Below are 26,643 nucleotides of genomic sequence, written 5' to 3'. Positions count from 1 at the left end.
GTCTGTCAGTAATCGGCGGATCTGCTAGTTGGCCTCCCCGCCACTAGCAGATCAGATCCTGAGACGCAGAAAACCCGCCGGTACTTAGACCAGCGGGTTTTGTGCCTAGGTTCTAGCTCTCGCGACGACGGCCGAGCGCCAGGTAGGCACCGCCAATCAGCATCGCGAGGATGCCCAGCGAGATGATCGCGCGCATCGGAGTACCGGTATCCGCGAGATCACCGTCACGCTCGTCGTTGCTACGCGAGGTGGTCGTCTTCTTCGTCGACGTAGAACCGTTGGGCGCCACGCGACCCGAGCCGGAGTTGCGGTTTGCGCTGTAGCGGCTCGCATTGCGTGCCGAGGTCGTCCGGCCCGTCGAGCGCTTCGCCGACGTGCTCGTGGTGGAGCTGCTCTTCGGCAGCGGCGTGCGCGTCGTCTTCTGGCCGCCAACCATGCCGGCAGCACCCGCCATCGCGGCCGCCGGTGCGAGCACGGAGGTCGCGATCGGCTTCAGGTCATCCATCGCCTTCAGGATCTGCTGCGGGCGGTTGAGGGTGGTGACGTTCGGGTCGCGCGGGAGGACGATCTCGGCGGTCTTTGCACCACGATCAACGAGCACTTCCGCGTTCTTGTACCCTTTCGGCGCTTCCTTCAGGGTGAGCTGGATTAGCTCTTCCTTCTTGCCGTCGTCATTCAGGCCGATCCGCACCTGGGCACGGCCATCAGCACCGGTCACACCGCTGACGCGGCCGTCCTCACTCTTGAACTCAGCGCCTTCGACGGCCTTGTCATCGCTCGTACGGACCAGGACGTCCATGACCCACTTGGTTGCCTCAGCGTTTGCCGGGGTGTTGGTCGTCGTAGTGGTGCCGGTCGTCGTCGTTGTGGCTTCAGTGGTCTCCGAGGTGGTCGTGTTCGGCTTCTCCTCGGAAGCCGGGGTCTCTGTGGACTCGTTGCTACCGGTGCCGGCGACGGCCTCGAGGTTTGCTTCCGGGGTGGTGTCGGTGTTGACTTCGGTGACGTTCTCGCCTTGCAGCGTGATTGCGACGTCGTCGTTGGCGAAGGTCGCTTCGTCACCCTCGGAGTAGGCGTAGTTGAGGGCCTCAACGTCCTTGAGGTCGGCGTCGGCCGGAGCGGTCGCTGCCTTGTGGGTTGCGACGGGATCCTTTGCATCGACGTCGAGGGTCCAGACGAATGGCTCTCCCCTGTCGTTGACGCTCAGTGCAACGAGGGTCTTTTCGCCAGCCTCGGCGTTCGGCGCCCATGCAGCAGGGGTGCCGGCCGTCTTGGTGTCCTCGATCTTGAGGTCCTTGGTCACGAACTTGAGATCCGGCGTGCCGGAGCGCGGCTTGTCCTCGGAGAGGTCGAGGGTGTGGATCACGGTGTCGTCGAAAAGCACGAGCGTGCCGTCAGCGGTGAACGCGGCGGTGTCGATTGTCGTGGCGTCGGCGTCCTTGATCTTGATCGGGCCGAGGTCCTTTACCGCACCGTTTTGCGGGGCGATGCGCAGCAGGCGACCTGCGCCCTTGGTGTCCTTCTTTTTCGAGATTGCGTAGAGGCGGTCGTTTTGGGGGTTGCGGGCGAGGGCGGTGAAATCCCAGCCACCGGAGGTCTGCTCGACACCGGAGGTGCCGGCGCCGTCCTCAACGGGCTGCTCGTCCTTTGCCAGCCCTGCAAGGCCCTGCAGCGCCGCAGCGACCTCACCGGCGTTGTCCGTGGTGGCAGTCGCGGACTGCTCGGCCGTGGCCGACTGGGTTGCGGACACGGTCGGCTCGCTCGACGACGGGGTAACCGTCGTGGTGGCGCTCCCGGTCACAGTGACAGCAGATTCCTGCGCCGTAAAGCTCTCCTGCGCACTGGCCGCCGGGACCAGCGTCATCGAACCTGCGACCGCGGCCGCGAGCGACAGCCCAGCGACGCGTTTGACCTTAGAAGTAGCTGCCATTGTTCCCTCTCGAAAATAGAGAAAGCGCGCGTGCGCCCCAAAAACCACCTACGAATGTATACGCCAAACTTGTGCATCTCAATACATCCGACGGATAAAGCAAAACCCGCCCGCAGACTGAACATTTGCTGTCAGTCGCGCGGGCGGGTCAGCGCCTAGATCGCGGGCGGGTTAGTTCGCCGCGGCCTCGTCGGCCGGGGCCTCCTCAGCGTCAGCCTCGTCTTCGTTCTTCTTGGACGAGCCCTCGAAGGAGGAACCTGCGGTCTCGCCCTCGACGTTCTCGCCCCCGGCGCGGCTCGAGGAACCGAAGGAGCTGCCGCCTTCGGTGCCCTCAACGTCCTCACCCTCGGTGCTGCTCGAGGAACCGGAGGAGCTACCGCCCTCGGTCGGCTCGTTCCAGCCGAGCTGGCAAGAGGCGTAGTACAGGCCGGTGAGCAGACCCGCGATGGCCAGCACACCAACACCTGCGGCCGCTGCCGGTGCAGCTGGGTTGATCTGCGCCAGCTGACGGTTCACCTGGTCGATTTGTGCCTGCCACTTTGCCTGGGTCTCAGCCATCCACTGCGGCTGCTCGAAGCCGATGCCCAGGTCGACGTTCGGCATCACACGACGCACGGCCTCGTTGGCCTGAGCCGCGGCTGCGTTGAGCTCGTCTTCGAACATCACGCCGATGCCGCCCATGACGGCACTCAGCAGGCCGATCGGGACCAGCCACGCAACCGGGTTGGACACGGAAGACGCCGTCGCGAGGCACTTGCCCAGGGAGCTGCCATCCTCTTCGATGATGCCGTCAACTTCGCCGTCGACAGCGCCGTTGCCCTCACCATTGAGACCGCCGCCACCGGAAACACCGTTGCCCTTCTCGAGCTGGATGTTTTCGAAGACCTCGTCCTCAGTGTCAACGGTGAACGGCTTGGTCTCAAGAACAGAGCCGGCCTTAAACGAGTTGTTGTTCGGATCCTTCGGATCAACCAGACGCAGGTTGCCCGGGTTCTTGACCTGGAACGTGTACTCGCCGTAGGGGACGCTCTCGAACAGCACATTGCCGTCCTCGTTCGTCGCACCCGCAACAGCCGGGGAGCCGTCGGTCGGCACCAGCGAAACATCAAGGCCGCTGACACCCTCGCCCGGATCCTGCTTGCCGTTGCCGTTGTCGTCGATCCACAGCACCGCGCGACGATCGCCCGCAAGAGCAGCGCCCTTATCGACGATGATGTGCGCGTTGCCCTTCAGATTCTCACGCGGGGAGATGATCAGCACCGACGACGGATCCTCGCCGTAGTCCGGTTCACCAGCGATACCGCGACCACGTGCCGGACGCTTCGGCAACTCACCACGTGCCTCTGCGGCATTGTGGTGACGCAGACCCGGGGTCAGCCCCTCCGGGATCTCCGCGGTGAAGATGACCTTCTGGCCCGGCAGCAGCGTGCCGTTAAAGCCCTCCGGCTCGATGATCTCGAGGTCCTTGACCTTCTTCATCTGCTCCGGATCGAACTTCGGGTGGTTGGGATCGTATTCACCCTCGTACACAGCGTCAGTCAAAGTGACATTCACCATCGGAGCAGAACCGGTGTTCTTCACCTCGTAGGTGAAGCCCATCGCATCCTGGACACCAAGACGAGCCGGCTTATCCGGATTCGTCGCGAAGCGGGCGTTGACCTTCTTCTCCACGGAGCCGTCCATGAACTTCGTGTATGCGGAATCCGGGGCGGAACCAACCTTGTCGCCCGCGCCCGTCACACCGTTGGCGGTGGCGATGTTGTTGAAGTCGAACGCATCCGGCGCGGTCATCTTCGCCTTGAACACCTCGGTGGCACCCGGGGCAAGCTCAGACTCAGCAGTCCAGCCCTCCGGCATGGTCAGCTCAATGTTGCGCTTTTCCAGCTCCGGGTCATCAATCTTGATGTTGCTGATCGGAGTATCGCCAGTGTTGGTGATGAAGAACTCGTAGTAAAGATCCTCGCCAGCCTTCATCGTCCAGACGTCGTCGACAAGGTTGCCGTCGTCGTCCTTGACCTGCTCGTTGAAGTCAGCGTCGCGGCCCCAGACCTGCTTTTCCAGCTCAAGGGACGCGTTTGGCGTCAGGTGAATCTCCGGGAGTTCAACCTTGTCGCCCTCACGGACCGGGACCTTGATCGGATCAACATCACGATCATTGCCCGGGGTGAGCACCTCAACCTCGTGCACACCCGGGATGACATCGTCAATCTTGAACGAACCATCATCCTCGACCGGCACAACCTTGGAATTGCCGCGCGGATCGGTCACCACAACAACAGTGCCCGGCACAGCCTTGCCGTTACCGTCGTCGACACGGCCCTCAATGGACTGCGTCTCAGGCGCCTGCACGCGAATCTTATCCAGGTTCGTCGGCTCGTCCTCCTTCACCGTGACCTTACGGTCCAACGGGTCGCCGTTGACATCGACATCCGGCCAACCCTCCGGCAGGGTGATGTCCAGGTCGAACTCGGCTTCACCGTCCGGGAAGTAGTCGAAGTCGATCTCCGGGGTGACGAAGAAACCGTCCTCATCAACCGTGACCGGGATCTCGTAATCGAAGGTCTCACCGGTAGTCGGGTCGACCACGCCTTCCTTCACGAGACGGATCTCGGAATCGCGGATCGGGTTGTTGCCGTCATCAAGCAACCAGCCGCCGATCGTGCCCGGCACGATACGGTCCGACTTATCCTCCAGATCACGAGTCGGGTTGGTGGAGACAAACGGCGGGATCTCCGTCGGCTTGCCATCCTTGACCTCAACCACCTGAGGCTTCGGATCGTTGTGGCCCTCCGGGGTCTCCACGGAAACGACGTACTCGCCGTCCGGAAGCTCCGGAATCGTGAACTCACCGTTCTCGTCGGTCTCAACAGGCTCGCCAACCTTATTGCCCTTGTCGTCGGTGACAGTCACCTTCGACGGAGTCCGGTTGCCGTTCTCATCCGTGCTCGGCAGCGGGTCGCCCTTATCATCAGTGACCTTGCCGACGATGGCGCCAGTCGGCTTGTCATCCTCGACCGGTGTCGATGTGGTCGGTTCCGGGGTCGACGTGGTCGGTTCCGGAGTTGACGTGGTCGGTTCCGGGGTCGACGTGGTCGGTTCCGGAGTTGACGTGGTCGGTTCCGGGGTCGACGTGGTCGGTTCCGGGGTCGACGTGGTCGGTTCCGGAGTTGACGTGGTCGGTTCCGGAGTTGACGTGGTCGGTTCCGGAGTTGACGTGGTCGGTTCCGGAGTTGACGTGGTCGGTTCCGGGGTCGACGTGGTCGGTTCCGGGGTCGACGTGGTCGGTTCCGGAGTTGACGTGGTCGGTTCCGGGGTCGACGTGGTCGGTTCCGGGGTCGACGTGGTCGGTTCCGGGGTCGACGTGGTCGGTTCCGGAGTTGACGTGGTCGGTTCCGAGGTCGTCGGCGTCGGCGTCGGAACCGGAGTCGGATTGAGGTTATCCAGCTCGGTGTTCTGGTCTTTCTCCACCGTCACCGTCTGCTCAGCAGGCGCGGTGTACCCATCCTTCGGCGTGACCACAACGGTGTAATCACCCGTCGGGATGTCCTTCAGATCCAGGTTGCCGGATTCATCCATCGGCACCTCAAGACGCTCCTGCGTCTCCGGGTCAACCAACTCAACCTTGGACACCACATCCGGATCAACCGAACCAGACACCGAACCCTTATCACGCGTCGGTGCCAACTTCTCCAGCGTGGTGTTCTGGTCTTTCTCCACCGTCACCGTCTGCTCAGCAGGCGCGGTGTACCCATCCTTCGGCGTGACCACAACGGTGTAATCACCCGTCGGGATGTCCTTCAGATCCAGGTTGCCGGATTCATCCATCGGCACCTCAAGACGCTCCTGCGTCTCCGGGTCAACCAACTCAACCTTGGACACCACATCCGGATCAACCGAACCAGACACCGAACCCTTATCACGCGTCGGTGCCAACTTCTCCAGCGTGGTGTTCTGGTCTTTCTCCACCGTCACCGTCTGCTCAGCAGGCGCGGTGTACCCATCCATCCTTCGGCGTGACCACAACGGTGTAATCACCCGTCGGGATGTCCTTCAGATCCAGGTTGCCGGATTCATCCATCGGCACCTCAAGACGCTCCTGCGTCTCCGGGTCAACCAACTCAACCTTGGACACCACATCCGGATCAACCGAACCAGACACCGAACCCTTATCACGCGTCGGTGCCAACTTCTCCAGCGTGGTGTTCTGGTCTTTCTCCACCGTCACCGTCTGCTCAGCAGGCGCGGTGTACCCATCCTTCGGCGTGACCACAACGGTGTAATCACCCGTCGGGATGTCCTTCAGATCCAGGTTGCCGGATTCATCCATCGGCACCTCAAGACGCTCCTGCGTCTCCGGGTCAACCAACTCAACCTTGGACACCACATCCGGATCAACCGAACCAGACACCGAACCCTTATCACGCGTCGGTGCCAACTTCTCCAGCGTGGTGTTCTGGTCTTTCTCCACCGTCACCGTCTGCTCAGCAGGCGCGGTGTACCCATCCTTCGGCGTGACCACAACGGTGTAATCACCCGTCGGGATGTCCTTCAGATCCAGGTTGCCGGATTCATCCATCGGCACCTCAAGACGCTCCTGCGTCTCCGGGTCAACCAACTCAACCTTGGACACCACATCCGGATCAACCGAACCAGACACCGAACCCTTATCACGCGTGACCTTCACGTTGGCAATAGCTTCGCCATCTTCAGGCACGTTAACCGAGGTGTCGCCCTCAACCGTGTAGCCCTCCGGGGCATCGACTCCCACCGTGTAGTCGCCGATCGGGGCAGCATTCCACGTAAACGAATTTTCCCGCGGGCCGAATGCGTATGTCACCCCGTCGTGAACCGCATTAATCTCAACCGGGGTATTCGTGGTTAGGTTGACCGTTAATTTGCCGCGTCCAGAAGAAATCTCGAAGTTCTTCGTGTCGGTGCCGTTATGCGTGACGGTTGCCGACTGGCCACCGCTGACCGAGTACCCATCAGGCACAGTCTCGGCAACTACTTCCACGAGGTAGTCGCCGGTCGGCAAGTCCGAAATCGAGTAAGAACCATCGACGACATCGACCACCTCGGAAACGCCTCGAGTCGTGTCATCTTTGCCGGTCACGCGGACCTGGAGATTCGCCCCACTAGGAACATTCGACACAGAACCACCAATAGAGCCGGTCTCGCGCTGCGGCGTTAGATCACCGAGCCGGGTGTCCTCACCAGCCTTCACCGGCACCGTACGATCCGCAGGCTTCACATAACCATCAGCCGGATCAATCACCAAGGTGTAATTCCCCTCCGGCAACTCACCCAACGTCACCTCACCCGTGGTGGCATCGATCGACGCTGTGTAGCGCTTACCCTGCGCATCAACCAGCTCAACCTTGTCAACGCCCTTCGGATCAACCGTGCCAGACACCGAGCCCTTGGAGTAGGAGATAACTCCCGCCTGACCAGCCGCATTCGGAAGATCAGCCGAGCGAGGGTTTCCTTTACCATTGACTTTGACGGTTCCGTCTGCATTGAGCTCCACCGCAGAAATCCGGTTTGGATCCGCAGCAAACCGCACCGAGCCATGGGCCTTCATGTCTTTAATTGGCTCATCCAGCGTAAAAACGAAGCCGCGACCGTCGGCATCAGGCACACCGATTCCGGAAATGGATTGTTCGTATGTATCCGCTTTGCCGTTCTGGTCCGTAAACCCGTAGCGATAAACGGCCTCAACAGGGAATGACTCGGTTACGGTGAACTTCCGGTTTTTGTACTCCAGAGGTTTCAACCTCACATGGAAGGTGTCGATTTTACCTGGCACTTCCCGAAGGTCTGAGAATACGGAGTAAAAAGCGTCACCCTTGTCGTAATTTACAGAAGCTGTTACTGGCATTTCGTTGGCAGCATTAGCCGTTTGGGCCTCAGCAAACCCGGAACCACCCCCACCAACAACACTCGGCACGGTCAAGCCGGAAAGCGCCAGCGACACAGCGGTCATGCCCGCCACTGCGGTGCGCTTGCCGGAGAAGCCGCGGCGGGCTGAACGGTCCGCGGAGGAGGATGCGTTATAGCGCTCAGGGTTCGAAGGGCCCTGGGCGGCATTCGAGTTGAACTCGAACGGGTTAGAAGCGTTCTTCAAAATTGCTCCAATGGTTGTTTGTTCAATATGGGAGAAATTCGAGCAAGAAGTACATAGAACACGAACTTCAGGCACGAGACTGTTGAACAAATTACCAATTTGGACAGGCGTTTTCAAGCACGCTTCCACGCCAAATACACGTTTCATCAGCGCTTTTTCAGGATTAAACGGATTCTAAAGTTCTTCGAAAGTAGCTCTCAGCAAGCGACGCACAAACAAAACGCCCCAAGCGGAATGCTTGGGGCGTGAAATGATTGGTGCGCCCGGAGGGATTCGAACCCCCAACCTTCTGATCCGTAGTCAGATGCTCTATCCGTTGAGCTACGGGCGCAGTGTCTCTCGACAACGAAGAAGAACATTACACCCAGGTGAACTCACCGCCAAAACGTCAGTTCAGCAACGGTTTTAGAGGCCAAGAACGGTCTTAGCAATCGCGAAGTAAATCACCAATCCGGTCGCGTCGCAGAAGGTAGAGATGAACGGGTTGGAAAACACCGCCGGGTCCGCGCCGACAGTCTTTGCGACGATCGGCATCATGCCGCCCACAGTCGCAGACATCGCACACACGCAGAAGAGTGTGGAACCGATCACAATCCCGATATCTTGCCCGAAAACGGCCCACGCGATGCCCAGACCGAGCACGCCCAGCACCGCGCCGAGGGTCGCGCCGACGCGGAATTCGCGCCACATGACTTTCAGAATGTCGCCTTTGGTGACGTCGTGAAGCGCAAGCGCACGCGTCACCGTCGTCGCCGCCTGGTTGCCGGTGTTGCCGCCGGTGCCGGTGAGCAGCGGGATAAACAGCGACAGTACGGTGACCTCGGCGAGCGTGTCCTCGAAAATACCCAGCACCTGCACAGTCAGGATCGCGGAGACCGCCAGCACGAGCAGCCACACGATGCGCGAGCGCACCAGATTGAGCACAGGCGTGGACAGGTACGGCTGCTTCAGCGACTCGGCACCACCCTGGCGCGCGGAGTCCTCGCTGTCGGCGTGCTCGACGATGTCCTGGGCCTCGTCGTAGGTGAAAATGCCGACCAGGTTGCGCTCGTCGTTCACCACCGGAAACGCCAATAGCCCTGATGACAGCAGGCGGCGGGCAGCGTCCTCGGCGTTGTCGTCGTCACGCACAAACGGCGTGTCGCGCATGACGTCGCTGGCGCGCTCGTCGGCACGCGCTTTGAACAGATCGCGCAGGCTCAGCACACCCGCGAGAAGGCGCTGGTCGTCGACAACCGGCACGGTGTAAATCGTCTCCAGGTCATCAACGTTGGCGCGTAGCTTGTCGACGACCCCACGCACCGTCTCATCAACCCCCACCACCTCAACATTCGGCGACATGACACGGCCGACGGAGCCCTTCTCGTAGCCGAGGATGAGGTTCGTATCCGCGCGCTCCTCTTCGTCCAAGTCGTTGAGGAAGCGCTCGGCGATCTCCGGCGGCATGTAGTCCAGGAGCATGACGCGGTCTTCGGTGCCGAGGGCGTCGAAAAGCCCTGCGACCTCATCAGCCCCGAGCGCTTCGACGATCTCGGCCTGGTGAGCGGGATCGAGGGCGTCGAAAAGCACAGCGGCCCTGCCGTGCGGAAGGAGCCGCACCAGCACCGCGCCACGCTTCGCGGGTTGGCGTTCGACGAGGTCAATGACGTCATCGAGCGGCATCTCCGACAGGCCGTGCTGGATCGCGTCCAGGTCCCTTGAGCCCAACCTGCGGCGCCGCAGCTTCTTTTCCAGGTCCGCGATCATCTCCGCGTTCATCGTGTTCACACCGCGAGCGTACCCACCCCGCCTACACCCGTCCGCGCGGACGCACAGCCGATCTGAATGAAATGTGTCAAGATTTGCTGGTATTTGCGATTAAGCTCGCGAAAACCTGGCAACTTCCTGGCGTTCGCGCCCCACACCGAGGAGTCTTCATGGCTAAAACCGTCCGTTCCCGACGCGTCACCATTGCGGCGGGCGCACTCTCCCTGGCGCTGGTCGCGCCGTTCGTTACCCCGGCCCAGATCACCCCAGTCGCAGCTGCCGTCGACGCGTCCGCGTTCGAGACTCGCTACGACACAACCAATATCTGGGACTCCCAGGAAGCACAGGTCGAAGGCCTCACTCTCGAGCCGGGCGACAGCATCGCTCCGACCGCCAACACCATCTTCAACTGGAACTTCAGCACCGACAACGGCGTGCTTACCGTGATCCGCCCGTCCTCCACCGCAGCGTTCCGCTCCGGCAACGTGGACATCCCGGTGAAGGTGACCCCGGCCGAGGGCGAGGAGTACCGCACCACACTGCGCCTCAACATTGTCGACGAACAACCGCCGGTGACCTACGAAATCCCGCCGGTTGAGACCCGCGAAACCCTCGACTTCGAAGGCGGCCGCTCCGTGGTCGTCGACGCCTGGGACGTGCCGGAAGGCGTCACCGTGGACAAGCAAGTCGGCTTCCAGTCCATCGGCGTGGTCGGCTGGGACGTCGAGGCCCAGAACGGCAAGATCGTGGTCAAGGCGCCGGGCACCTTCACCTCCGGCGACGACGTGGACATCCCGGTGACGTTTACCGACGGCACCTCCACCGCCGACCGCACCCTGCGCATCCGCGCCCTGAACCCGCAGACCACCGGCGAGGACATCGCCGGCACTGTGGGCACCATCGTGGGCAACGTCATTGGTGGCGCAACCGGCACCGCTGGCGCAGGCGACCTCGTAGGCAACCTCATCGGCGGCCTGGGCGGCGGCGGTGGCCTGAGCGGCCTTATCGGCGGCCTCATCGGAGGTGGCGACGGCAGCGGCAGCGGTTCGGACTCCAACACCGGCGGCACCGGTGGTGGCTCGCGCGGCGGCTTCCTCGAGGGCATCGTCAAGGTCGAAGTCCAGCCGAGCGCAGTCGTGATCACCGACAACGCCAACAACAACGGTTCCAACAACTCCGTGGTTGTCACTGACAACGCGAACCCGAGCGACATCGGTTCCAACAACTCCGTCGTGGTGACCAACAACGCAAACCCGACCGTCGACATCCGCGACAACGGCTCGAATAACTCGGCCGTGGTCACCAACAACGCCAACCCGTCTGTTGTCATCACCGACAACGCGAACCCAACCGTGGACATCCGCGACAACGGCTCGAACAACGGCTCGGACAACAACGTCGTCATCACCGACAACGCCAACCCGAGCGACAACTTCAACGACAACGGCTCGAACAACTCGGCGGTCGTGACCGGCAACGCGAACCCGTCCGTTGTCATCACCGACAACGCCAACGCCGTCATCACCAACAACGCGAACCCGAGCGACATCGGCTCCAACAACTCCGTTGTGGTGACCAACAACGCGAACCCGACCGTCGACATCCGCGACAACGCGTCCAACAACTCGGCAGTCGTGACCGGCAACGCGAACCCGAGCGACATCGGCTCCAACAACTCGGCCGTCATCACCAACAACGCGAACCCGAGCGACATCGGTTCCAACAACTCGGCCGTCATCACCAACAACGCGAACCCGAGCGACATCGGTTCCAACAACTCGGCCGTGATCACCAACAACGCGAACCCGACCGTCGACTTCCGTGACAACGCGTCCAACAACTCGGCAGTCGTGACCGGCAACGCGAACCCGAGCGACATCGGCTCCAACAACTCGGCAGTCGTGACCGGCAACGCGAACCCGAGCGACATCGGCTCCAACAACTCGGCCGTAATCACCAACAACGCCAACCCGAGCGATATCGGCTCCAACAACTCGGCCGTCGTGACCGGCAACGCGAACCCGTCTGTCGTAGTCACCGGCAATGCGTCTAACAACGAGGTGCAGGTCACCGGCAACGCCAACGGCGGCCTGGTCGGTTCCTCGAAGAAGGGCCAGAAGGACGAGTCGGCACTGGTGAACGCCAACGTCAACACCGCCGGCGGCTCCTCCGACCCGCGCTGCATCGCCCCGCTGGTTGGTCTCGGCCTGCCGCTGATCGCCCTGGTACCGCTCGCCCTGGCGCAGCAGGTGAAGGTCCCGGGCCTGGATGATCTCTCCCGTCAGGCATCCCGCGCATTTGACAACGCCGTGCGCAACACCGGCTTCGACACCGCCCAGGTCACCGCTGTCGGCGGCGGTGTTGTCGGCGTGGTCGCTGCACTTCTGCTCACCGCAGCGGTGCGCACTTGCATCCCGCAGGTTCGCGGCGTTGATGTCAACATCAACGGCTCTAGCAACAAGAGTGTGACCACAAGGCCGGCTCCGGTCGTCGATACGCCGACCGCGTAATCCGCTAGCCCCAAAGTTCCACCGCCAGATCGCGGCCGGGGAACTATTTTGGGGCTTTTTTGATCCGACCTGCGGAAATGTCCCGCAACGACCGAGAAAAACAAAGAAAGTTCCCGGCCTGGGAACTTTTTCACCTCAACGCCAAAACTCCCGTCTCAGCAGGGGTTTTATTGGTGCGCCCGGAGGGATTCGAACCCCCAACCTTCTGATCCGTAGTCAGATGCTCTATCCGTTGAGCTACGGGCGCGTGGCGGAGATGACAGGATTTGAACCTGCGGCCCCCGCAAAGGGGGCAACTCCTTAGCAGGGAGCCCCATTCGGCCACTCTGGCACATCTCCAGCGCTGGATTCACATTACCCGGAACTGCGCGGTCGGCCAAATATTCGCCGTATACTCGGCGCTATGAAAATCCACACTTGGCTCACTTCCGGCCTCGCGGCCCGCGACAACTCCGACAACGCCTCCGACTACCTCGTCTGGTTCCCCGCCTCCCTAGACACGCTGAGCGTTGCCCCGCTCGTCGGCGAGAGCGAATCGGTCCCCTTCTACCTCACCCCGAAAACGTCCGCGCTCCGCGAGACCTCCGAGGGCATCGTCCTCCTGGGCGTGGCGCTTGGCGACCTGCCGGGCACCTGGCGCTTCGACAACCTCGAGCAGTCCACCGAGCGTATCGACGACATCCCCTCCCTCCTCGGCTCCAACTTCGCCTACCGCAACGACGGCGCCGCGGTCGTTCAGCTGCGCGGCGAGTTCCCCATCGAGCAGGTCCAGGTCGTCGCCGGCCAGAACCGCCCGGACACGAAGCGCGCCATCGAGGTCTTCCGCGGTGTCGACGGCGAGCGCCAGTTCCACACCATGCCGGAACTGTTCCCCGACGAGGCGTAATTGGCGGAGACGAGGGGATTTGAACCCCTGGAGGGATAAACCTCGCCGGTTTTCAAGACCGGTGCATTCGGCCGCTCTGCCACGTCTCCTCGTCGCTAAGCAATTGCGACGCACATACTTTACAACACGGCCCACTCTGCCCAATCTCGGTAGCCTGGTCGCATGAAAGCCATCACACTGACGGACCAGGACAACCCGCGATCGCTCGCGCTGACCGAGGTGGAGACGCCGCAACTGCAAGACGGCGAGGTGCTCGTGAAGGTCACCGCCGCCGGCGTGAACCGGGCCGACCTTGTGCAGGCGGAGGGCAACTACCCGCCACCGAAGGGCGAGTCCGAGATCATCGGCTTGGAGTGCGCCGGCGTCATCGCAGACCCCGGCACCACGGGCCGCAAAAAGGGCGAGGAGGTCGGCTGCCTGCTCGCCGGCGGCGGATACGCGGAGTACGTCGCGGTGCCGGAGGGACAACTCACGCCGGTCCCCAAGGGCCTGACCTTGGTGGAGACCGCCGGCGTGGTCGAGGCCGCGTGCACGGTGTGGTCCAACCTGGGCATGGTCGCAGGCATCCAGGAGGGCGACAACGTGCTCATCCACGGCGGCGCGGGCGGTATCGGCTCGTTTGCCATCCAACTGTGCAAGGCGCTCGGATGCACCGTCGCCGTCACTGCCAGCAGCCAGGAAAAACTGGACTACTGCAAGGAACTCGGCGCGGACGTCCTGATCAACTACAAGGAGCAGGACTTCGCCGAGGAGCTTAAAAGCTGGGCGGACATCATCCTCGACGTCGTCGGCGGGCCCTACCTGGAGCAGAACATCAAAGCACTGAACACCGACGGGCGTCTAGTGGTCATCGCGGTGCAGGGCGGGCCGAAGGGCACGCTGTCGCTGGGGCGGATGATGCCGCGGCGCCTGTCCGTGCACGCCACCACCCTGCGCGCCCGGCCGCGTCCGATGAAGGCGGACATTGTGGAATCCACGGTGAAGCACGTCTGGCCGCTCATCGAATCAGGCCAGATCAAACCGAACGTCACGTCGATGTTCCCGCTTGCCGACGCCGCCAAGGCCCACGACCACCTCGACTCCGGCGACAACACCGGGAAGATCGTCCTCACCGTCTAGGCCAGCGACGCCACCGTGCGCACCAGCTGCTCGATGTCGTTTTGGGTGTTAAACGGCGACATCGCGATGGTGACGGCGCCGCCCATTTCGGCGACGCCCATGTCGTCGAGAAGCGAGCACTCGTGTGTTTTCGTTGCCACGATGCCGTTGGCCAACAGCCGCTGCAGCACGGTCTCCGACGGCACGCCGTTCACCCCGAACGCCAGGCGTGGGATGCGTTCCACACGCGCGTCCTCGGCGGCCTCGCCGGTCACGCCGACGATGTGCACCGCAGGCAGCGTGCCCAAAAACGTGTGCAGGTCATCGCGCAGCCCATTCAAATACGCGGTGGTCTCGCCCATCGAGTGCTTCAAGCGGTTGCGTCTCGACGACCGCCCCGTCGCCCCCTTCACAAGCGACGCGTAATGCTCTACCGCAGCCGGCACAGCACCCGCCAGCCCTGGGGAGACCTGCAGGTCTAACGCTTCCATGTCGAGCCGCTTGAACATGGCCTCGTCGCGGAAGATCAGCGCCGCCACCTCGGGCCCGCCCAACTGGGCGATGTCCACTGCGGCGATATCCGCACCCCACGCCTCCAAATCCAGGGGGCGGTATGGGGCGTACGCAGTGGCGTCGACAAGCACCCAAGCCCTGGACTTCTCGCGTACCGCCTCGACGATGTCGGCAACACCCACGACGTTGCCCAACTCCGGATGTGCGGCCGGCACCGACACCAAACGCGTGGAGCCGTCCGCGATATCGCGGTACTGCCACGCCGGCAAATCCCCCGTGGCCAGGTCGGCCTGCGCCCACTTCGCCTCCACCCCGGAACGCTGCAGCCGGCGCGTCAGATCCGGCCGATCCACCGGGTTGAGCACCATCGTCGAATTGTGGCGCAGCAGCGGACGCATCGCGATCAGCAGCGCGGAGTACAGCGCCGGCACGCTGGGGCCGAGCACGACCTGCTCCGGGGTCACCCCCGCCAAATCCGCGACCGCCGCACGCGCGGCCTTCGGGTACTCGGCACCCTCCGGTGTGCCCACATCCGCACGCGAATGCGACCCCAGCACCGGCTCCGGCGGCGGCACCGTCGCGGCGTTGCGGAAACTGCGCGACACCGCCGCCGCCACCTTCTCCGGCACCTGCGGGTGGTCGTGCGCGTTCAGATAAGTCCAGCCGCCACCCAGCGACGTGTAGAGTCCACGGACCCCCCAAACGTCGAACGCCACGGCCGACCTCCCTTCACGCAAGAACGCCCCTAATTATGCACGCGCGTCCGACACGGCGCACACCACCAGCTCGGGGGCGTGAATCAAGTGCACTAGGGTGAACGGCGTGCACAACGTAGAACAGCTGCGCGATGACGTCGCCCGGATGACCAGCCCGCCAGGTGAGGACACCCCGCCGTCGAAGTCCAAAACCTTCTCCCGCGCGTTCGACGACCTCGTCCGCGGGTGGCGGCAGCACGAACTCTGGCTCCAGCTCGGCTGGCAGGACATCAAGCAGCGGTACAAGCGCTCCACACTGGGCCCGCTCTGGATCACCATCGCCACCGGCGTGATGTCGCTGGCGCTCGGCCTGTTGTACTCCATGCTGTTCCAGATCGACGTCGCGGACTTCCTCCCGCACGTCACTGTCGGCTTCATCGTCTGGGGCTTCATCTCCGGCTGCATCAAGGACGGCGCGAACGTCTTCATCGAAAACGAAGGCCTGATCAAACAGCTCCCGTCCGCCCTATCGGTGCACGTCTACCGGCTCGTGTGGCGCCAACTGCTGTTTTTGGCCCACAACATGGTGATCTGGCTGATCCTTGTGCTGCTCTTTCGCATCCCGCTCACCCTCAACACACTGTTATTCGTCCCCGGGCTCGCGCTGCTGGTGATCAACGGCGTGTGGGTCGCGATGTTCTTCGGCATGGTCGCCACCCGCTTCCGCGACGTCGCCCCGCTGCTCGAAGCCCTCGTGCAACTCCTCTTCTACGTCACCCCCATCGTGTGGACGACGCGCACATTGAAAGACCAGGGTGGTGTCGTCGAGAAGCGCGCCATGCTCGCTGAGATCAACCCCCTGTTCCACTACCTGGAGATCGTCAGAGCCCCGCTTATCGACGAACCCCTCGCCGCCTACCACTGGCTCATCGTGCTCGCCTGCACCGTCGTCGGCGTGCTGATCACGCTGGTGGCCATGAAACGCTGGCGCTTCCGCGTGCCGTACTGGGTATAGGAGGATTTGGAAATGGTATCCATCGACACCTACAACGCCTGCGTCGACTTCCCCATCTTCGACGCCAAATCCCGCTCCCTGAAAAAGGCCATGATGTCGTCCGCCGGTGGCAAAATCGGCCAGAACGCCTCCAACACCGTCGTCGTCGAGGCGCTTCGCGACATCAACCTGCATTTAAGGGAAGGTGACCGCGTCGGCCTCGTCGGCCACAACGGCGCCGGAAAATCCACCCTGCTGCGGCTGCTGTCCGGCATCTACGAACCGACCCGCGGTGTCGCCGACGTGCGCGGCCGCGTCGCCCCCGTCTTCGACCTCGGCGTGGGCATGGACCCGGAAATCTCCGGCTACGAAAACATCATCATCCGCGGCCTTTTCCTCGGCCAGACCCGCAAACAGATGAAGGCCAAAATGGACGAGATCGCCGAATTCTCCGAACTCGGCGACTACCTCAGCATGCCCCTGCGCACCTACTCCACCGGCATGCGAGTGAGGTTGGCCCTCGGCGTGGTCACCTCCATCGAGCCCGAGATTTTGCTTCTCGACGAAGGCATCGGCGCCGTCGACGCCGCCTTCATGACCAAAGCCCGCGTCCGGCTCGCCGAAATGGTGGAGCGCTCCGGCATCCTGGTCTTCGCCTCCCACTCCAACGACTTCCTGGCGCAGTTGTGCAACACCGCCCTATGGGTGGACAAGGGCGAAATCCGCGAGGCCGGCTTGGTTTCCGACGTCGTCCGCGCCTACGAGGGCCCCGAAGCCGGTGACTACGTCGACGAGTTGGTGCAGCGCTTCCACGAGGAGGGGTAGGGCCCCTTTGCCCTGCCGTCTTGCCGAAAAAGTTCCCCGGCTGGGAACTTTCTTCGCGATCAAGCCCTCCGCCGACTCCATATCCCCAGGTCGCCGATTTTCTGCCCCAAAATAGTTCCACCAGATTTAATTTCGCTGGGAACTTTTTTGCATCAGCTCCTCGATCAGGCCCAAACACTCGAACATCGTGCCGGAGGAGCACCGCGCCGGCGTCCATCCCGCCAGCGTCATCTTGATGTTGATGGACGCGTCCTTGTTGCGCTGCTTGTAATCGGAATGGTGCTCACCGTCGTACATGACGGCGATCTTCAGCTCCGGAATAGCCAGGTCGAACACCGTGACCACCTTGCCGTCCACGATCAGCGGGACCTGTTCCTCCACCGTGTAGCCGTACCGGGCAGCCAACACCCCAACCAGAAGACGCATCTCGGTTTCCTTCGGCGAATCGGCACGTGCGCTGCTGAGCCGCAGCACCCTCCGGAGCCAAGCCGCGTTGACCTTATTCCGGGCCGCCGCTTCAATCGCCGCAGCTTCGAAGCCCCAGAAACGGCGAACGCAGTCGATCAGTTGCACCGCCCTGACCTCCTCGGGTCCGAGCCCGTCAACCGCCACCACCTTCCATCTGTGCTCTCCGCGCTTGACCTGCACCAAGGCTTGCACAACCGCGGTGAGCGGGTGAACCACCTGAATTGGAACACCTCGGTGCGAGACATTCCAGGTGGTGAGGGAGATGCGGCAGCGGCGGATCGTCGGCAAGCAAGGGCCCGCAAGCTGGTTTCTTCCGGTGGTAGACAGCAAGGTCGTATCTGCACCTTCGACCAGGTAAGGAAGCCCGTAGAGCGCGAGTGCGGAGAATCCGGCAACGATACAGTTGGGCCGCTCGACGGCGTGGGCGACGGCGCGGGCCGCAGCACAGCCGTAATAGCGCACGCCACGGGGATGGTGGCGGGCATCGTTGTCCACCTGCCATTGCTCGCGGCAGTGCTCAGCGGCTAAATACCGCTTACTGCTCACTTGCCGGTATCTCCGTTCGGGTTCGCGTTGCATTTCATGAACGAGGGTTGTTTCGAAGTCGACACTCATGCCGTTGTGGAGTTTCGTCATGTCCTTTAGACGCAAAAACCACCCGCCCGGATCCCTCGGGCACAATAAAAGCATGACTGCCCTGAACCGCACTGGCACGACGGCCGCCGTGATTGTGACACATAAGCGCGTTGACCTGCTGCGACATTCGCTGGAGAAGGTTGTGTCGCAGACTCACCCGGTGGATTGGGTCATCGTGGTGGACAACGGCAACGAAGATGAGGTGCGTTTGCTTGTCGACGACCTCGCCAACGCCAAGGCCGTCTACCTGCCAAGCCGCACCAACCTGGGCGGGGCGGGCGGCTTCGCCTACGGCTTCCTCCACGCCCTGGCCTTGGGCGCCGACGCCATCTGGTGCGCAGATGACGACGGTCGGCCCCAGGACGAGCACGTGCTGGAGGAGCTGTACCGAACCGCAGAACAGCACCAGTTGGCGGAGGTGTCGCCGGTGGTGGCGAACATCAACGACCCGGAAAGGCTGGCCTTCCCACTCCGCCAAGGCACGACGTGGCACCGCCGCGTTGATGAATTGGAGGGCGATTTCCTGCCCCAGTACGCCAGCCTGTTTAACGGCGCGCTGATTTCCGCGAAGGCGATGGAGCGCATCGGCGTGCCGGATTACCGCCTGTTCATTCGTGGCGACGAGGTGGAGTACCACCGCCGCCTCGCCCAATCAGGAATGCGGTACGGCACGGCGCTGACCGCGTTTTACCTGCACCCGGATGGCTCGGACGAGTTCCACCCGATCATGGGCGGCCGGGCGCACGCGCAGTTTCCAGACAATGAAACGAAGCGGTATTTCACGTACCGCAACCGCGGATACATCATTAACCAGCGCGGCATGAAAAAGATGCAGTTGCAGGAGGTAGTCCGGTTTGGGTGGTTCTTCCTCGTGGAGAAGAAGGACCCGAAGGGCTTTATTCAGTGGCTGAAGTTGCTGCGCCGCGGGGCTAAGGAAGACTTTCGACGACCTTAGATTCGCGGAAGATCAGGTGGCGCTGCAGCTCGAAGTTGGTCACCGTGGCCACACCTTGGGCGATGACAAACGACACGAGATTCTTCCACGGGTTCTCCAGGCCCAGGGAGGTCAGCGGCGCGTCGGTGATGCGCCACAGCACCATCTGCACCGCGAACGTCACGGCGTAGAGCACGAACACGGCGCCGGCCTTCTTCGCGTTGATTTTGGCGTTGAAGGAAAACTTCGAGTTGAGCACGTACGCGGCGATGGTGCCGAAGACCCAGCCCACGGCCTTGGCAAAGTCGCGCTGCCAATCCAGCGGCACGTCCAGCGTGTAGGTGATGCCGAAGTCGAGCACGGCGCAGCCGACGCCGATCAAAAGGAACGGCACCAGCTGCTGTTTCAAGGTAGAAGTCGAGGACACGGGCGAATACCCTACCCGCGAAGTACCTGGCGGTAGATATCCAACATCTCCACCGGGCTCCTGCCGCCGCCGATTTCGTCGAGGCGGGTGAGTGATGTGGTGCAGAGGGCGGTGATGTCGTCGATAAGCAATGGCTCGTAGCCGAGCGAGGTCATGATGCCCTCGGCGATCACGTCGGTGTCGGAACCCGCGCAGCAGGAGTTGGCGAGGATGACTGCCCAAAACGCGTCGCGCGAACGGCGGTCGGACTCCACCGGAAGCCCTGGCAGGCGTGCTCCGGCGCCGACATCGAGGGCCTGGAGCAGCGGGGCGAAGTCGTGGTTTTTCGCGCGGGCCATGAGGTCGCGCACCTCGGGGCGCAGTCCATCCGTCGCGGCCAGGGGCTGCCCCATCAACCGGGCATTCACGGCGGCGATGTCGAAGGGCAGCGACCCGAAGGAGCCCGACCCGGCGACGCACACGGAAGGCGGGGTGGACTCGTCGCGCGGGTAGATGTCGGCCAGCTGCATCTCGAAGGACCACAGGCCTTTGGAGAAGTGGGTGGAGTCGCCGACGGTGGGGAGGACGTCGGCAAGCAACTGCTCTTGGGCAGCGTCGGCACCGACGTCGTGGACGCCGAAGACCTCGCCTACGACGCGGCAGCATTCGGCGATGGTGGTGGACTCGTCGATGCCCACCCAGCGGTACACCACCTCGTCCGAGACCAACCCGACGCGTACAAGCAGCGTCGCACAGGCCCGGCGGTCTGCGAGGCGGATCACCGGGGCCAGGTGGTCGGAGCGGTACAGGGTGCTGGACATGGCGCCCAATATAGGCTTATTTGCCATGAGGAAGCATTACAAAGGCGATGACCCCGACGCGATCCACGAGGCGGCGCAGCGTGTCGAGGTCCCACTGTCAGACTTCATGGTCCGCCTCATGGCCGAGGAGCTCCCGTTCGTCGATTCCAAAGGTCGCGGGCGGATTTACGAGATTTTGCGCGAGTACGACGGGCCGGTGATTTCCAGCCAGGAAGAACTCCCACAGGAAATTCGTAGCATCATTGACCTATAAGTATGTTAAGCCGGGGTAGGATCGCGGGCATGGAACTGACAACCAAATCCCTATACGGCTGGGGCCGCACCGCCCCCTCAACCGCACAGGTGCTCTCGACCCCCGACGTGGACACGATCGCTGAAGCGGTCAAGCGGGTGGCCGACGAGAATGCCGACCTGCCCGAGCACAAGCGCCGCGGCATCATCGCCCGCGGTTTGGGCCGCTCTTACGGTGACCCGGCACAAAACGGCGGCGGCTTGGTCGTCGACATGAACGCGCTCAACCGCATCCACTCCATCGACCCCGACACCGGCATCGTCGACGTCGACGCCGGAGTGAACCTCGACCAGCTGATGAAGGCCGCGCTGCCCTACGGCCTGTGGGTTCCGGTGCTGCCCGGCACCCGCCAGGTCACCATCGGCGGCGCGATCGGCCCGGACATCCACGGCAAGAACCACCACTCCGCCGGCTCGTTCGGCGACCACGTCCTGTCCATGGAGCTGTTGGTCGCGGACGGCCGCGTCCTGCACCTCGAGCCGAACGGCGAAAACTCTGAACTGTTCTGGGCCACCGTCGGCGGCATGGGCCTGACCGGCATCATCCTGCGCGCCCGCATCCAGATGACGAAGACGGAGACCGCCTACTTCATCGCGGACACCGACCGCACCGACACGCTCGACGAGACGATCGCGGCCCACTCCGACGGCTCCGAGAAGAACTACACCTACTCGTCCGCGTGGTTCGACGCGATCTCCGCCCCGCCGAAGACCGGCCGCTCCACGATCTCCCGCGGCTCGCTGGCCACCCTGGACCAGTTGAAGGAATTCGCGCCGAAGCTGGCGAAGGACCCGCTGCGCTTCAAGGCGCCGCAGCTGATGACCGTGCCGGACATCTTCCCGTCCTGGACCATGAACAAGTACACGCTCATGGCCATCGGCGAGGCCTACTACATGATGGGCTCCCCGGCCCGGAACCAGGTGCTCAACCTGACGCAGTTCTACCAGCCGCTGGATCTCATCGGCGAGTGGAACCGCGGCTACGGCAAAGCCGGCTTCCTGCAGTACCAGTTCGTCGTGCCCACCGATGCCGTGGAGCCGTTCAAGGACATCATTTACGACATCCAGTCCTCCGGCCACTACACCGCACTGAACGTGTTCAAGCTGTTCGGCGAGGGCAACAAGGCGCCGCTGTCCTACCCGATGAAGGGTTGGAACGTGTGCGTGGACTTCCCGATCCGCCCGGGCCTCAACGAGTTCCTCGACCGCCTCGACGACCAGGTCATGGAGTTCGGCGGTCGCCTCTACCTGGCCAAGGAATCCCGCACCTCGGCGGAGAAGTTCCACAAGATGTACCCGGAGCTGCCCGCCTGGCTGAAGACCCGCCGCGAGATCGACCCGTACGGCGTGTTCGCGTCCGACATGTCCCGCCGTCTGGAACTGAACTAAGGAGAACCAATGCTTAACGCAGTAGGCCAAGCCCAGCACATCCTCCTCCTCGGCGGCACGAGCGAGATCGGTCTCGCTATTGTCGACGACCTCGTCTCCCGCGGCGGCAACCCCACCGTCACCCTGTGCGCGCGCAAGGACTCCCCGCGTATCGACGACGCCGTGGCCGAAGTCCAGCGCGCCGGCGCAGGACACGTGCGCCTGATCGACTTCGACGCGCTTGATTTCGCCTCCCACCCGGCTGTCATCGACGCCGCCTTCGAGGACGGCGAGGTCGACGTCGCGGTCGTGGCGTTCGGCACCCTGGGCGACCAGGAGCAGCTCTGGCAGGACCAAGCTGCCGCAGTCGCCTCCGCGCAGACCAACTTCACCGCCCCGATGTCTGTGGGCGTCTTGCTCGGCCAGCACATGAAACGCCAGGGCAACGGCAAGATCATCGCCCTGTCGTCCGTGGCGGGCCAGCGTGTGCGCCGCTCCAACTTCGTCTACGGCGCGTCCAAGGCCGGCATCGACGGCTTCTACCTGCAACTCGGCGAGGCCCTGAAGGACAACGGCGTGACCGTCACCGTCGTGCGCCCGGGCCAGGTGCGCACCAAGATGACCAAGGGCCTGGACGAGGCCCCACTGACCGTGAACAAGGAAGACGTCGCCGAGGCAGCTGTCGACGCCGCCCTGGCCGGCAAGTCCTCCGTGTTCGTGCACAAGCTCTTCGGCCCGATCTCGATGGTGCTGAAGGCCATCCCGGCGCCGATCATGAGCAAGCTGAACTTCTAGGGGCTTCTAGAGGCCCTTAATACGAAAAAGTTCCCCGCCCGGGAACTTTCTTCAAAAACGACCTGCAGAACATTCACTTTCTGCAGGTCGTTTTCTTATGGGCCCAAAATAGTTCCCACTTCCGCCGCCGCCCCGGGAACTTTTTCCTAGTCCTTCGCGCGGCCCATCCCGAGCAGCACCTTCTCGCGCAACCGCCCGGTCCCCAGCACCGCCAGGACGCAACCGATCAGCGCCACCACAACGAGCGTGCCAAACAGCACTAACTTGTCCATCACATTGACATGTGCAAAGACCATGACGGTGCCCATCAGACTGCCCATGCCGAACCCGAGCAGCGCCACCACCAGCATGGGCACCCCAACCTCACGGGCAGCCACCTTGGTGTGGAAGGACGCGGGCGCCCCGATGAAGTAGAACGACTTGGTCAGCTGCTTTTGCTCCACCACACTCAGCGCCTGGGTGAGCAGCGTGGACGACACCATCAGCACCGTCGCGAAGACCACGGTGATAGCCACACCGGAGGGGATATCACCCGCGATCATCTTCAGGGCAGGGGCTTCTTCAATTTCAGGTACCGCTGAGAACCAGCCGCCAACACCGCCGATGAACGCCACGAAATAGAGCGCGGTCACGCGCTTCCAGGTGGTTTTGGCGCCGCGGCCTACCCGGCGCGTGGCCACGTAGTTGGCAGCCCCGGGCACCCGGTAGCTCAGCCGCGCAAGCAGCTGGATCACACCGACCGCGATCAGTGCGTTGACGGTGAGAATGCCGCCGGCGACGACCAGCATCACCACGAATTCCAACGCGTCTGCCTCCGGCGCGATGGTCAGCGAACTCAGGTAGCGGTACAGCACCACCGCACCAACCACTGACAACACCAGCGTGATCCAGCTTTGCCCCTTTGGCGGGATCTTTTTGGTCACGCCGAGTGGGGTCACGGCGACGCGTCGCAACGCGAGCCACACGGAGCACGCGGCCAAGACCAACACCACGATCCACGCGGCGGGGATGACCCACCAGGTGAGCATTTCCCAGGTGCCGACACGCTTTTCCTGGAACGTCAGCAAACTCCACGCCGGGCACGTGGCCACGTACAGCACCGAGCCCAGCATCAACCCGACAAACGCCTGGCGCAGCGATTCCAGGATCATCATCCCTCGCACCTCGCCGGCGGTCGCGCCGATGAGGCGAAGCACCGCCAGGTGCTCCTCGCGCCCGCCCAGGTTCGCCCGCGCGGCTTGGGTGAGCAGCCCTAACAGGCTCGGCACGAGCAGCACACTGGCGAACAAGGCAAGGAACACGTACGCCAGTGAGATCGGATCGACCTCCACGAGCGCTTCGTGCGGGTGCATGTTGCGCGCAACGAACATCCAGGTGCCGCCCATGAGGGTGCACAGCATCCACGTCGCCACCGTCACCGCGACCAGCGATAGCACACGTACCCAGCGCTCGCCGATCTGCCGTTGCGAGCGCCCTTCGCTTGTCTGCGACACCGCCGACCGCATCAACGTCACCGCACTCATCGCGCCACCTCCGAGTGGATCAGGCCGTCGCGGATTTCAACGCGGCGGCTGCACCAGTCGGCGATCTTCGGGTCGTGCGTGACCACCACGAGTGTCACACCGAACTTCTGGCACACGGCCACGATCTGCTGCATGACTTCGTGGCCGGTGGCCTGGTCCAACGCCGCGGTTGGCTCGTCGGCGAACACGACAGACGGCGGCCCGGCCAAGGCGCGCGCGATGGCCACGCGCTGTCCCTGGCCACCGGAGAGCTGCCCCGGATACCGGTCCACATAGGCGCCCAGGCCCAGCCGGGTGAGCATGTCCACAGCATCCTTGTGCGCCTCGGCCCGCGACACCCCGCGCATGATCTGCGGCAGGGCAACGTTTTCGGTGGCGGTCAGCTCGGGCAACAGTTGGCCGTCCTGGAAGATGAAGCCGAAGTGCTCGAGGCGCAGGCGCGACCGTTCGGCGTCGCTCATTGCGGCCACATCCTGGCCGTTGAACAACACTTCACCCTGGTCGGGGACGAGCACGCCGGACATGCAGTGCAGCAGGGTCGACTTACCGGAGCCGGAAGGCCCCATGATGGCCGCGGATTCCCCGTCGCCCACCGTCAGGCTGATGCCTTCGAGGACCCGCTGCTGGGGGAATGACTTTGTGATGTCTCTGAGTTCAAGCATGGTTTCTATTTCACAGGTGGTCGTCGTGAAGCACTATGGCCCTGACTCCCGAATATGGGTAGTGCTAGCTCTACCCCGCTACGCTCGCGGGCATGCGACAAAGAAGGAACCACGAGGAGCGGGCGGCGGCGAAGATCCACCAGCTCACCGCCTCTCGAAGAAAGATTGCGGAGGCGTACGAGGTGGAGCGCCTGCGCATCGAGCGTGACCTGCACGACGGCGCGCAGCAGTACTTCGTGGCCGCGGCGATGAAGCTCGGCGAGGCCAGACTCGACGTTGATTCGCCGCTTCTCGACGACGCCGCGCGCGACCTCCGCAACGGCCTCGACGCACTCAGGAGAACCGTGCACGGCATCCACCCCCGCGAGCTGTCGGACCACGGGCTCATCGCCGCGATCGAAACGGCCGCCGCGCAGTACGGCCCACACGTCACGGTCCGCGCGCCGCACGAGCTGCCACGTATCGACGACTCCGTCACCGCCGCCGCCTACTTCTTCACCGCCGAAGCGCTCACCAACGCCGCGAAGCACGCACCGCAGGCACCGGTGAGCGTGCTGGTGACCTGCGACCACACCCTGAACATCTCGGTAACCGACCAAGGCGGCGGCAACGCCCGCATCACCCCCGGCGGCGGGCTCGACGGGATGCGGGAACGGATCGCGGCGTTCGGCGGGTCGATGGAGTTGACCTCGCCCGACGGCGGCCCCACCACCGTTGCCGCCCGTATTCCGTTGCTTTTGTTCCGGGGAGAAAGTGGGATTGCGCCATGAGGATTGTCATCGCGGACGACTCCGCACTGCTGCGGGAAGGCGTTGCCGGCCTGCTTACCCGGCGCGGCCACGAGGTTGTGGCGCAGGTGGACAGTGCAGATCGGGTGCAGGGGGTCGTCGATACGCATGCGCCAGACCTGGTGATCACGGACGTGCGCATGCCGCCGAACATGCGCGACGACGGACTCCAAGCCGCACTGGAACTGCGCCAACGGGGCCCGGTCAACGTGCTGGTGCTGTCGCAATACGTCGCGCCTGCCTACGCGCGGGAGTTGTTCTCCGGCGGCGACGGCGGCACCGGCTACCTGCTCAAGGACCGCGTCGCCGAGGTGAAAGACTTCATCCAGGCGTGCGAAACCGTGGCGTCCGGCGGGGTGATCATCGACCCGGACGTGGCCAGCGCGCTCATGGCCGCGAGTTCGCGCTGGCTGACCACGCTCACCCCGCGCGAGATGGAGGTGCTCGAGCACATGGCGGAGGGGCTGTCCAACGCGCAGATCTCCGAGCAGCTCTACCTCTCCGGCGCGGCGGTGGCGAAGCACGTCTCCAGTATCTTCTCCAAACTGGGACTTACCCCCGACGAGGACAACCGGCGCGTGCGCGCAATCCTGATGTACCTGGCAGAACGTGGAGTTGGGTAGCGTATGCGAC

The 26,643-nt window shown here is 63.3% G+C and carries 21 protein-coding genes and 4 tRNA genes; 11 read left to right on the top strand and 14 right to left on the bottom strand.

All coding sequences use genetic code 11. From position 1 onward, the window contains the following. Positions 1–112: 112 nt before the first annotated feature. From IAU68_RS00530 to mgtE, 5 genes are all read right to left on the bottom strand, one after another. Complete coding sequence (locus IAU68_RS00530; RefSeq protein WP_171193147.1) at positions 113–1,927, bottom strand: hypothetical protein; 1,815 nt, start codon at positions 1,925–1,927, stop codon at positions 113–115. Between the two features lie 171 nt (positions 1,928–2,098). Next, positions 2,099–5,932 (bottom strand): SdrD B-like domain-containing protein, encoded by a 3,834-nt coding sequence (locus tag IAU68_RS00525; protein WP_187767829.1) that lies wholly within the window; start codon positions 5,930–5,932, stop codon positions 2,099–2,101. Further along, positions 5,907–8,198, bottom strand: a complete 2,292-nt coding sequence (locus IAU68_RS00520) for an MSCRAMM family protein (RefSeq protein WP_187767828.1) — start codon at positions 8,196–8,198, stop codon at positions 5,907–5,909. The genes IAU68_RS00525 and IAU68_RS00520 overlap by 26 nt, the downstream gene beginning before the upstream one ends. A 108-nt stretch (positions 8,199–8,306) precedes the next feature. Next, positions 8,307–8,382 (bottom strand) — tRNA-Arg (locus IAU68_RS00515). A gap of 74 nt (positions 8,383–8,456) precedes the next feature. Beyond that, positions 8,457–9,809, bottom strand: coding sequence for a magnesium transporter (gene mgtE, locus IAU68_RS00510; RefSeq protein ID WP_171193330.1), 1,353 nt, complete (start codon positions 9,807–9,809; stop codon positions 8,457–8,459). A 158-nt stretch (positions 9,810–9,967) separates the two neighbouring features. Between mgtE and IAU68_RS00505 the strand changes: the two genes are divergently transcribed. Next, entirely contained in the window at positions 9,968–12,307 is a 2,340-nt protein-coding gene (locus IAU68_RS00505) for a beta strand repeat-containing protein (protein ID WP_171193146.1), read from the top strand. A 171-nt stretch (positions 12,308–12,478) separates the two neighbouring features. Here IAU68_RS00505 and IAU68_RS00500 read toward each other — a convergent pair. Together IAU68_RS00500 and IAU68_RS00495 are read right to left on the bottom strand one after the other, a co-directional pair. After that, positions 12,479–12,554: transfer RNA gene (locus tag IAU68_RS00500), tRNA-Arg, on the bottom strand. Position 12,555: 1 nt separating this feature from the next. Further along, a tRNA-Ser gene (locus IAU68_RS00495) sits at positions 12,556–12,646 on the bottom strand. Between the two features lie 64 nt (positions 12,647–12,710). Between IAU68_RS00495 and IAU68_RS00490 the strand changes: the two genes are divergently transcribed. Continuing rightward, positions 12,711–13,193, top strand: a complete 483-nt coding sequence (locus IAU68_RS00490) for a hypothetical protein (RefSeq protein ID WP_171193145.1) — start codon at positions 12,711–12,713, stop codon at positions 13,191–13,193. A gap of 1 nt (position 13,194) precedes the next feature. Here the strand turns inward: IAU68_RS00490 and IAU68_RS00485 are convergent. Continuing rightward, positions 13,195–13,282: transfer RNA gene (locus IAU68_RS00485), tRNA-Ser, on the bottom strand. Between the two features lie 73 nt (positions 13,283–13,355). On the opposite strand from IAU68_RS00485, the gene IAU68_RS00480 reads away from it, so the two are divergent. Beyond that, positions 13,356–14,312, top strand: a complete 957-nt coding sequence (locus IAU68_RS00480; RefSeq protein ID WP_171193144.1) for an NAD(P)H-quinone oxidoreductase — start codon at positions 13,356–13,358, stop codon at positions 14,310–14,312. Here the strand turns inward: IAU68_RS00480 and IAU68_RS00475 are convergent. After that, the gene (locus IAU68_RS00475) at positions 14,309–15,520 is read right to left on the bottom strand and encodes an aminotransferase class V-fold PLP-dependent enzyme (RefSeq protein WP_171193143.1); all 1,212 of its coding nucleotides are present in this window, start codon (positions 15,518–15,520) and stop codon (positions 14,309–14,311) included. The two genes, IAU68_RS00480 and IAU68_RS00475, sit on opposite strands and share 4 nt — an antisense overlap. 145 nt (positions 15,521–15,665) lie before the next feature. Between IAU68_RS00475 and wzm the strand changes: the two genes are divergently transcribed. Both wzm and wzt read left to right on the top strand, forming a co-directional pair. Further along, complete coding sequence (gene wzm, locus IAU68_RS00470) at positions 15,666–16,514, top strand: galactan export ABC transporter permease subunit Wzm/RfbD (protein WP_171193329.1); 849 nt, start codon at positions 15,666–15,668, stop codon at positions 16,512–16,514. A 12-nt stretch (positions 16,515–16,526) separates the two neighbouring features. Then, entirely contained in the window at positions 16,527–17,318 is a 792-nt protein-coding gene (gene wzt / locus IAU68_RS00465; protein WP_171193142.1) for a galactan export ABC transporter ATP-binding subunit Wzt/RfbE, read from the top strand. A 126-nt stretch (positions 17,319–17,444) separates the two neighbouring features. On the opposite strand, the gene IAU68_RS00460 is transcribed toward wzt, so the two are convergent. Continuing rightward, positions 17,445–18,422, bottom strand: coding sequence for a hypothetical protein (locus IAU68_RS00460; protein WP_171193141.1), 978 nt, complete (start codon positions 18,420–18,422; stop codon positions 17,445–17,447). Between the two features lie 52 nt (positions 18,423–18,474). Between IAU68_RS00460 and glfT1 the strand changes: the two genes are divergently transcribed. Beyond that, complete coding sequence (gene glfT1 / locus IAU68_RS00455) at positions 18,475–19,377, top strand: galactofuranosyltransferase GlfT1 (protein WP_171193140.1); 903 nt, start codon at positions 18,475–18,477, stop codon at positions 19,375–19,377. Here the strand turns inward: glfT1 and IAU68_RS11445 are convergent. Next, positions 19,352–19,765 (bottom strand): GtrA family protein, encoded by a 414-nt coding sequence (locus IAU68_RS11445; RefSeq protein ID WP_231699044.1) that lies wholly within the window; start codon positions 19,763–19,765, stop codon positions 19,352–19,354. The two genes, glfT1 and IAU68_RS11445, sit on opposite strands and share 26 nt — an antisense overlap. Positions 19,766–19,794: 29 nt before the next feature. Beyond that, a complete protein-coding gene (locus IAU68_RS11440) occupies positions 19,795–20,583 on the bottom strand; it encodes a hypothetical protein (RefSeq protein ID WP_231699043.1) in 789 nt (262 codons plus the stop codon). A 25-nt stretch (positions 20,584–20,608) separates the two neighbouring features. On the opposite strand from IAU68_RS11440, the gene IAU68_RS00445 reads away from it, so the two are divergent. From IAU68_RS00445 to IAU68_RS00435, 3 genes are read left to right on the top strand one after another with little or no spacing between them, the layout of a single operon-like run. Beyond that, a complete protein-coding gene (locus IAU68_RS00445; RefSeq protein WP_171193139.1) occupies positions 20,609–20,836 on the top strand; it encodes a hypothetical protein in 228 nt (75 codons plus the stop codon). 29 nt (positions 20,837–20,865) lie between these two features. Further along, entirely contained in the window at positions 20,866–22,263 is a 1,398-nt protein-coding gene (locus IAU68_RS00440; RefSeq protein WP_171193138.1) for an FAD-binding oxidoreductase, read from the top strand. Between the two features lie 9 nt (positions 22,264–22,272). After that, the gene (locus IAU68_RS00435; protein ID WP_171193137.1) at positions 22,273–23,037 is read left to right on the top strand and encodes a decaprenylphospho-beta-D-erythro-pentofuranosid-2-ulose 2-reductase; all 765 of its coding nucleotides are present in this window, start codon (positions 22,273–22,275) and stop codon (positions 23,035–23,037) included. Between the two features lie 146 nt (positions 23,038–23,183). On the opposite strand, the gene IAU68_RS00430 is transcribed toward IAU68_RS00435, so the two are convergent. Then, positions 23,184–24,560 carry an FtsX-like permease family protein gene (locus IAU68_RS00430; protein WP_171193136.1) on the bottom strand — a complete coding sequence of 459 codons (1,377 nt, stop codon included), beginning with the start codon at positions 24,558–24,560 and terminating at the stop codon, positions 23,184–23,186. Then, complete coding sequence (locus IAU68_RS00425) at positions 24,557–25,222, bottom strand: ABC transporter ATP-binding protein (protein ID WP_171193135.1); 666 nt, start codon at positions 25,220–25,222, stop codon at positions 24,557–24,559. The genes IAU68_RS00430 and IAU68_RS00425 overlap by 4 nt, the downstream gene beginning before the upstream one ends. Before the next feature lie 92 nt (positions 25,223–25,314). Here IAU68_RS00425 and IAU68_RS00420 point away from each other — a divergent pair, with 92 nt between their 5' ends. Together IAU68_RS00420 and IAU68_RS00415 are read left to right on the top strand one after the other, a co-directional pair. Beyond that, on the top strand, positions 25,315–25,992 hold the full coding sequence (locus tag IAU68_RS00420) for a sensor histidine kinase (protein WP_171193134.1): 678 nt from the start codon (positions 25,315–25,317) through the stop codon (positions 25,990–25,992). Then, positions 25,989–26,633 carry a response regulator transcription factor gene (locus tag IAU68_RS00415; protein ID WP_171193133.1) on the top strand — a complete coding sequence of 215 codons (645 nt, stop codon included), beginning with the start codon at positions 25,989–25,991 and terminating at the stop codon, positions 26,631–26,633. The genes IAU68_RS00420 and IAU68_RS00415 overlap by 4 nt, the downstream gene beginning before the upstream one ends. Positions 26,634–26,643 lie beyond the last annotated feature (10 nt).

This window comes from Corynebacterium lujinxingii (assembly GCF_014490555.1).
Taxonomy (GTDB): domain Bacteria; phylum Actinomycetota; class Actinomycetes; order Mycobacteriales; family Mycobacteriaceae; genus Corynebacterium; species Corynebacterium lujinxingii.
Note: the sequence above shows the minus strand (reverse complement) of the source record. Positions and strands in the feature narration are given on the sequence as shown.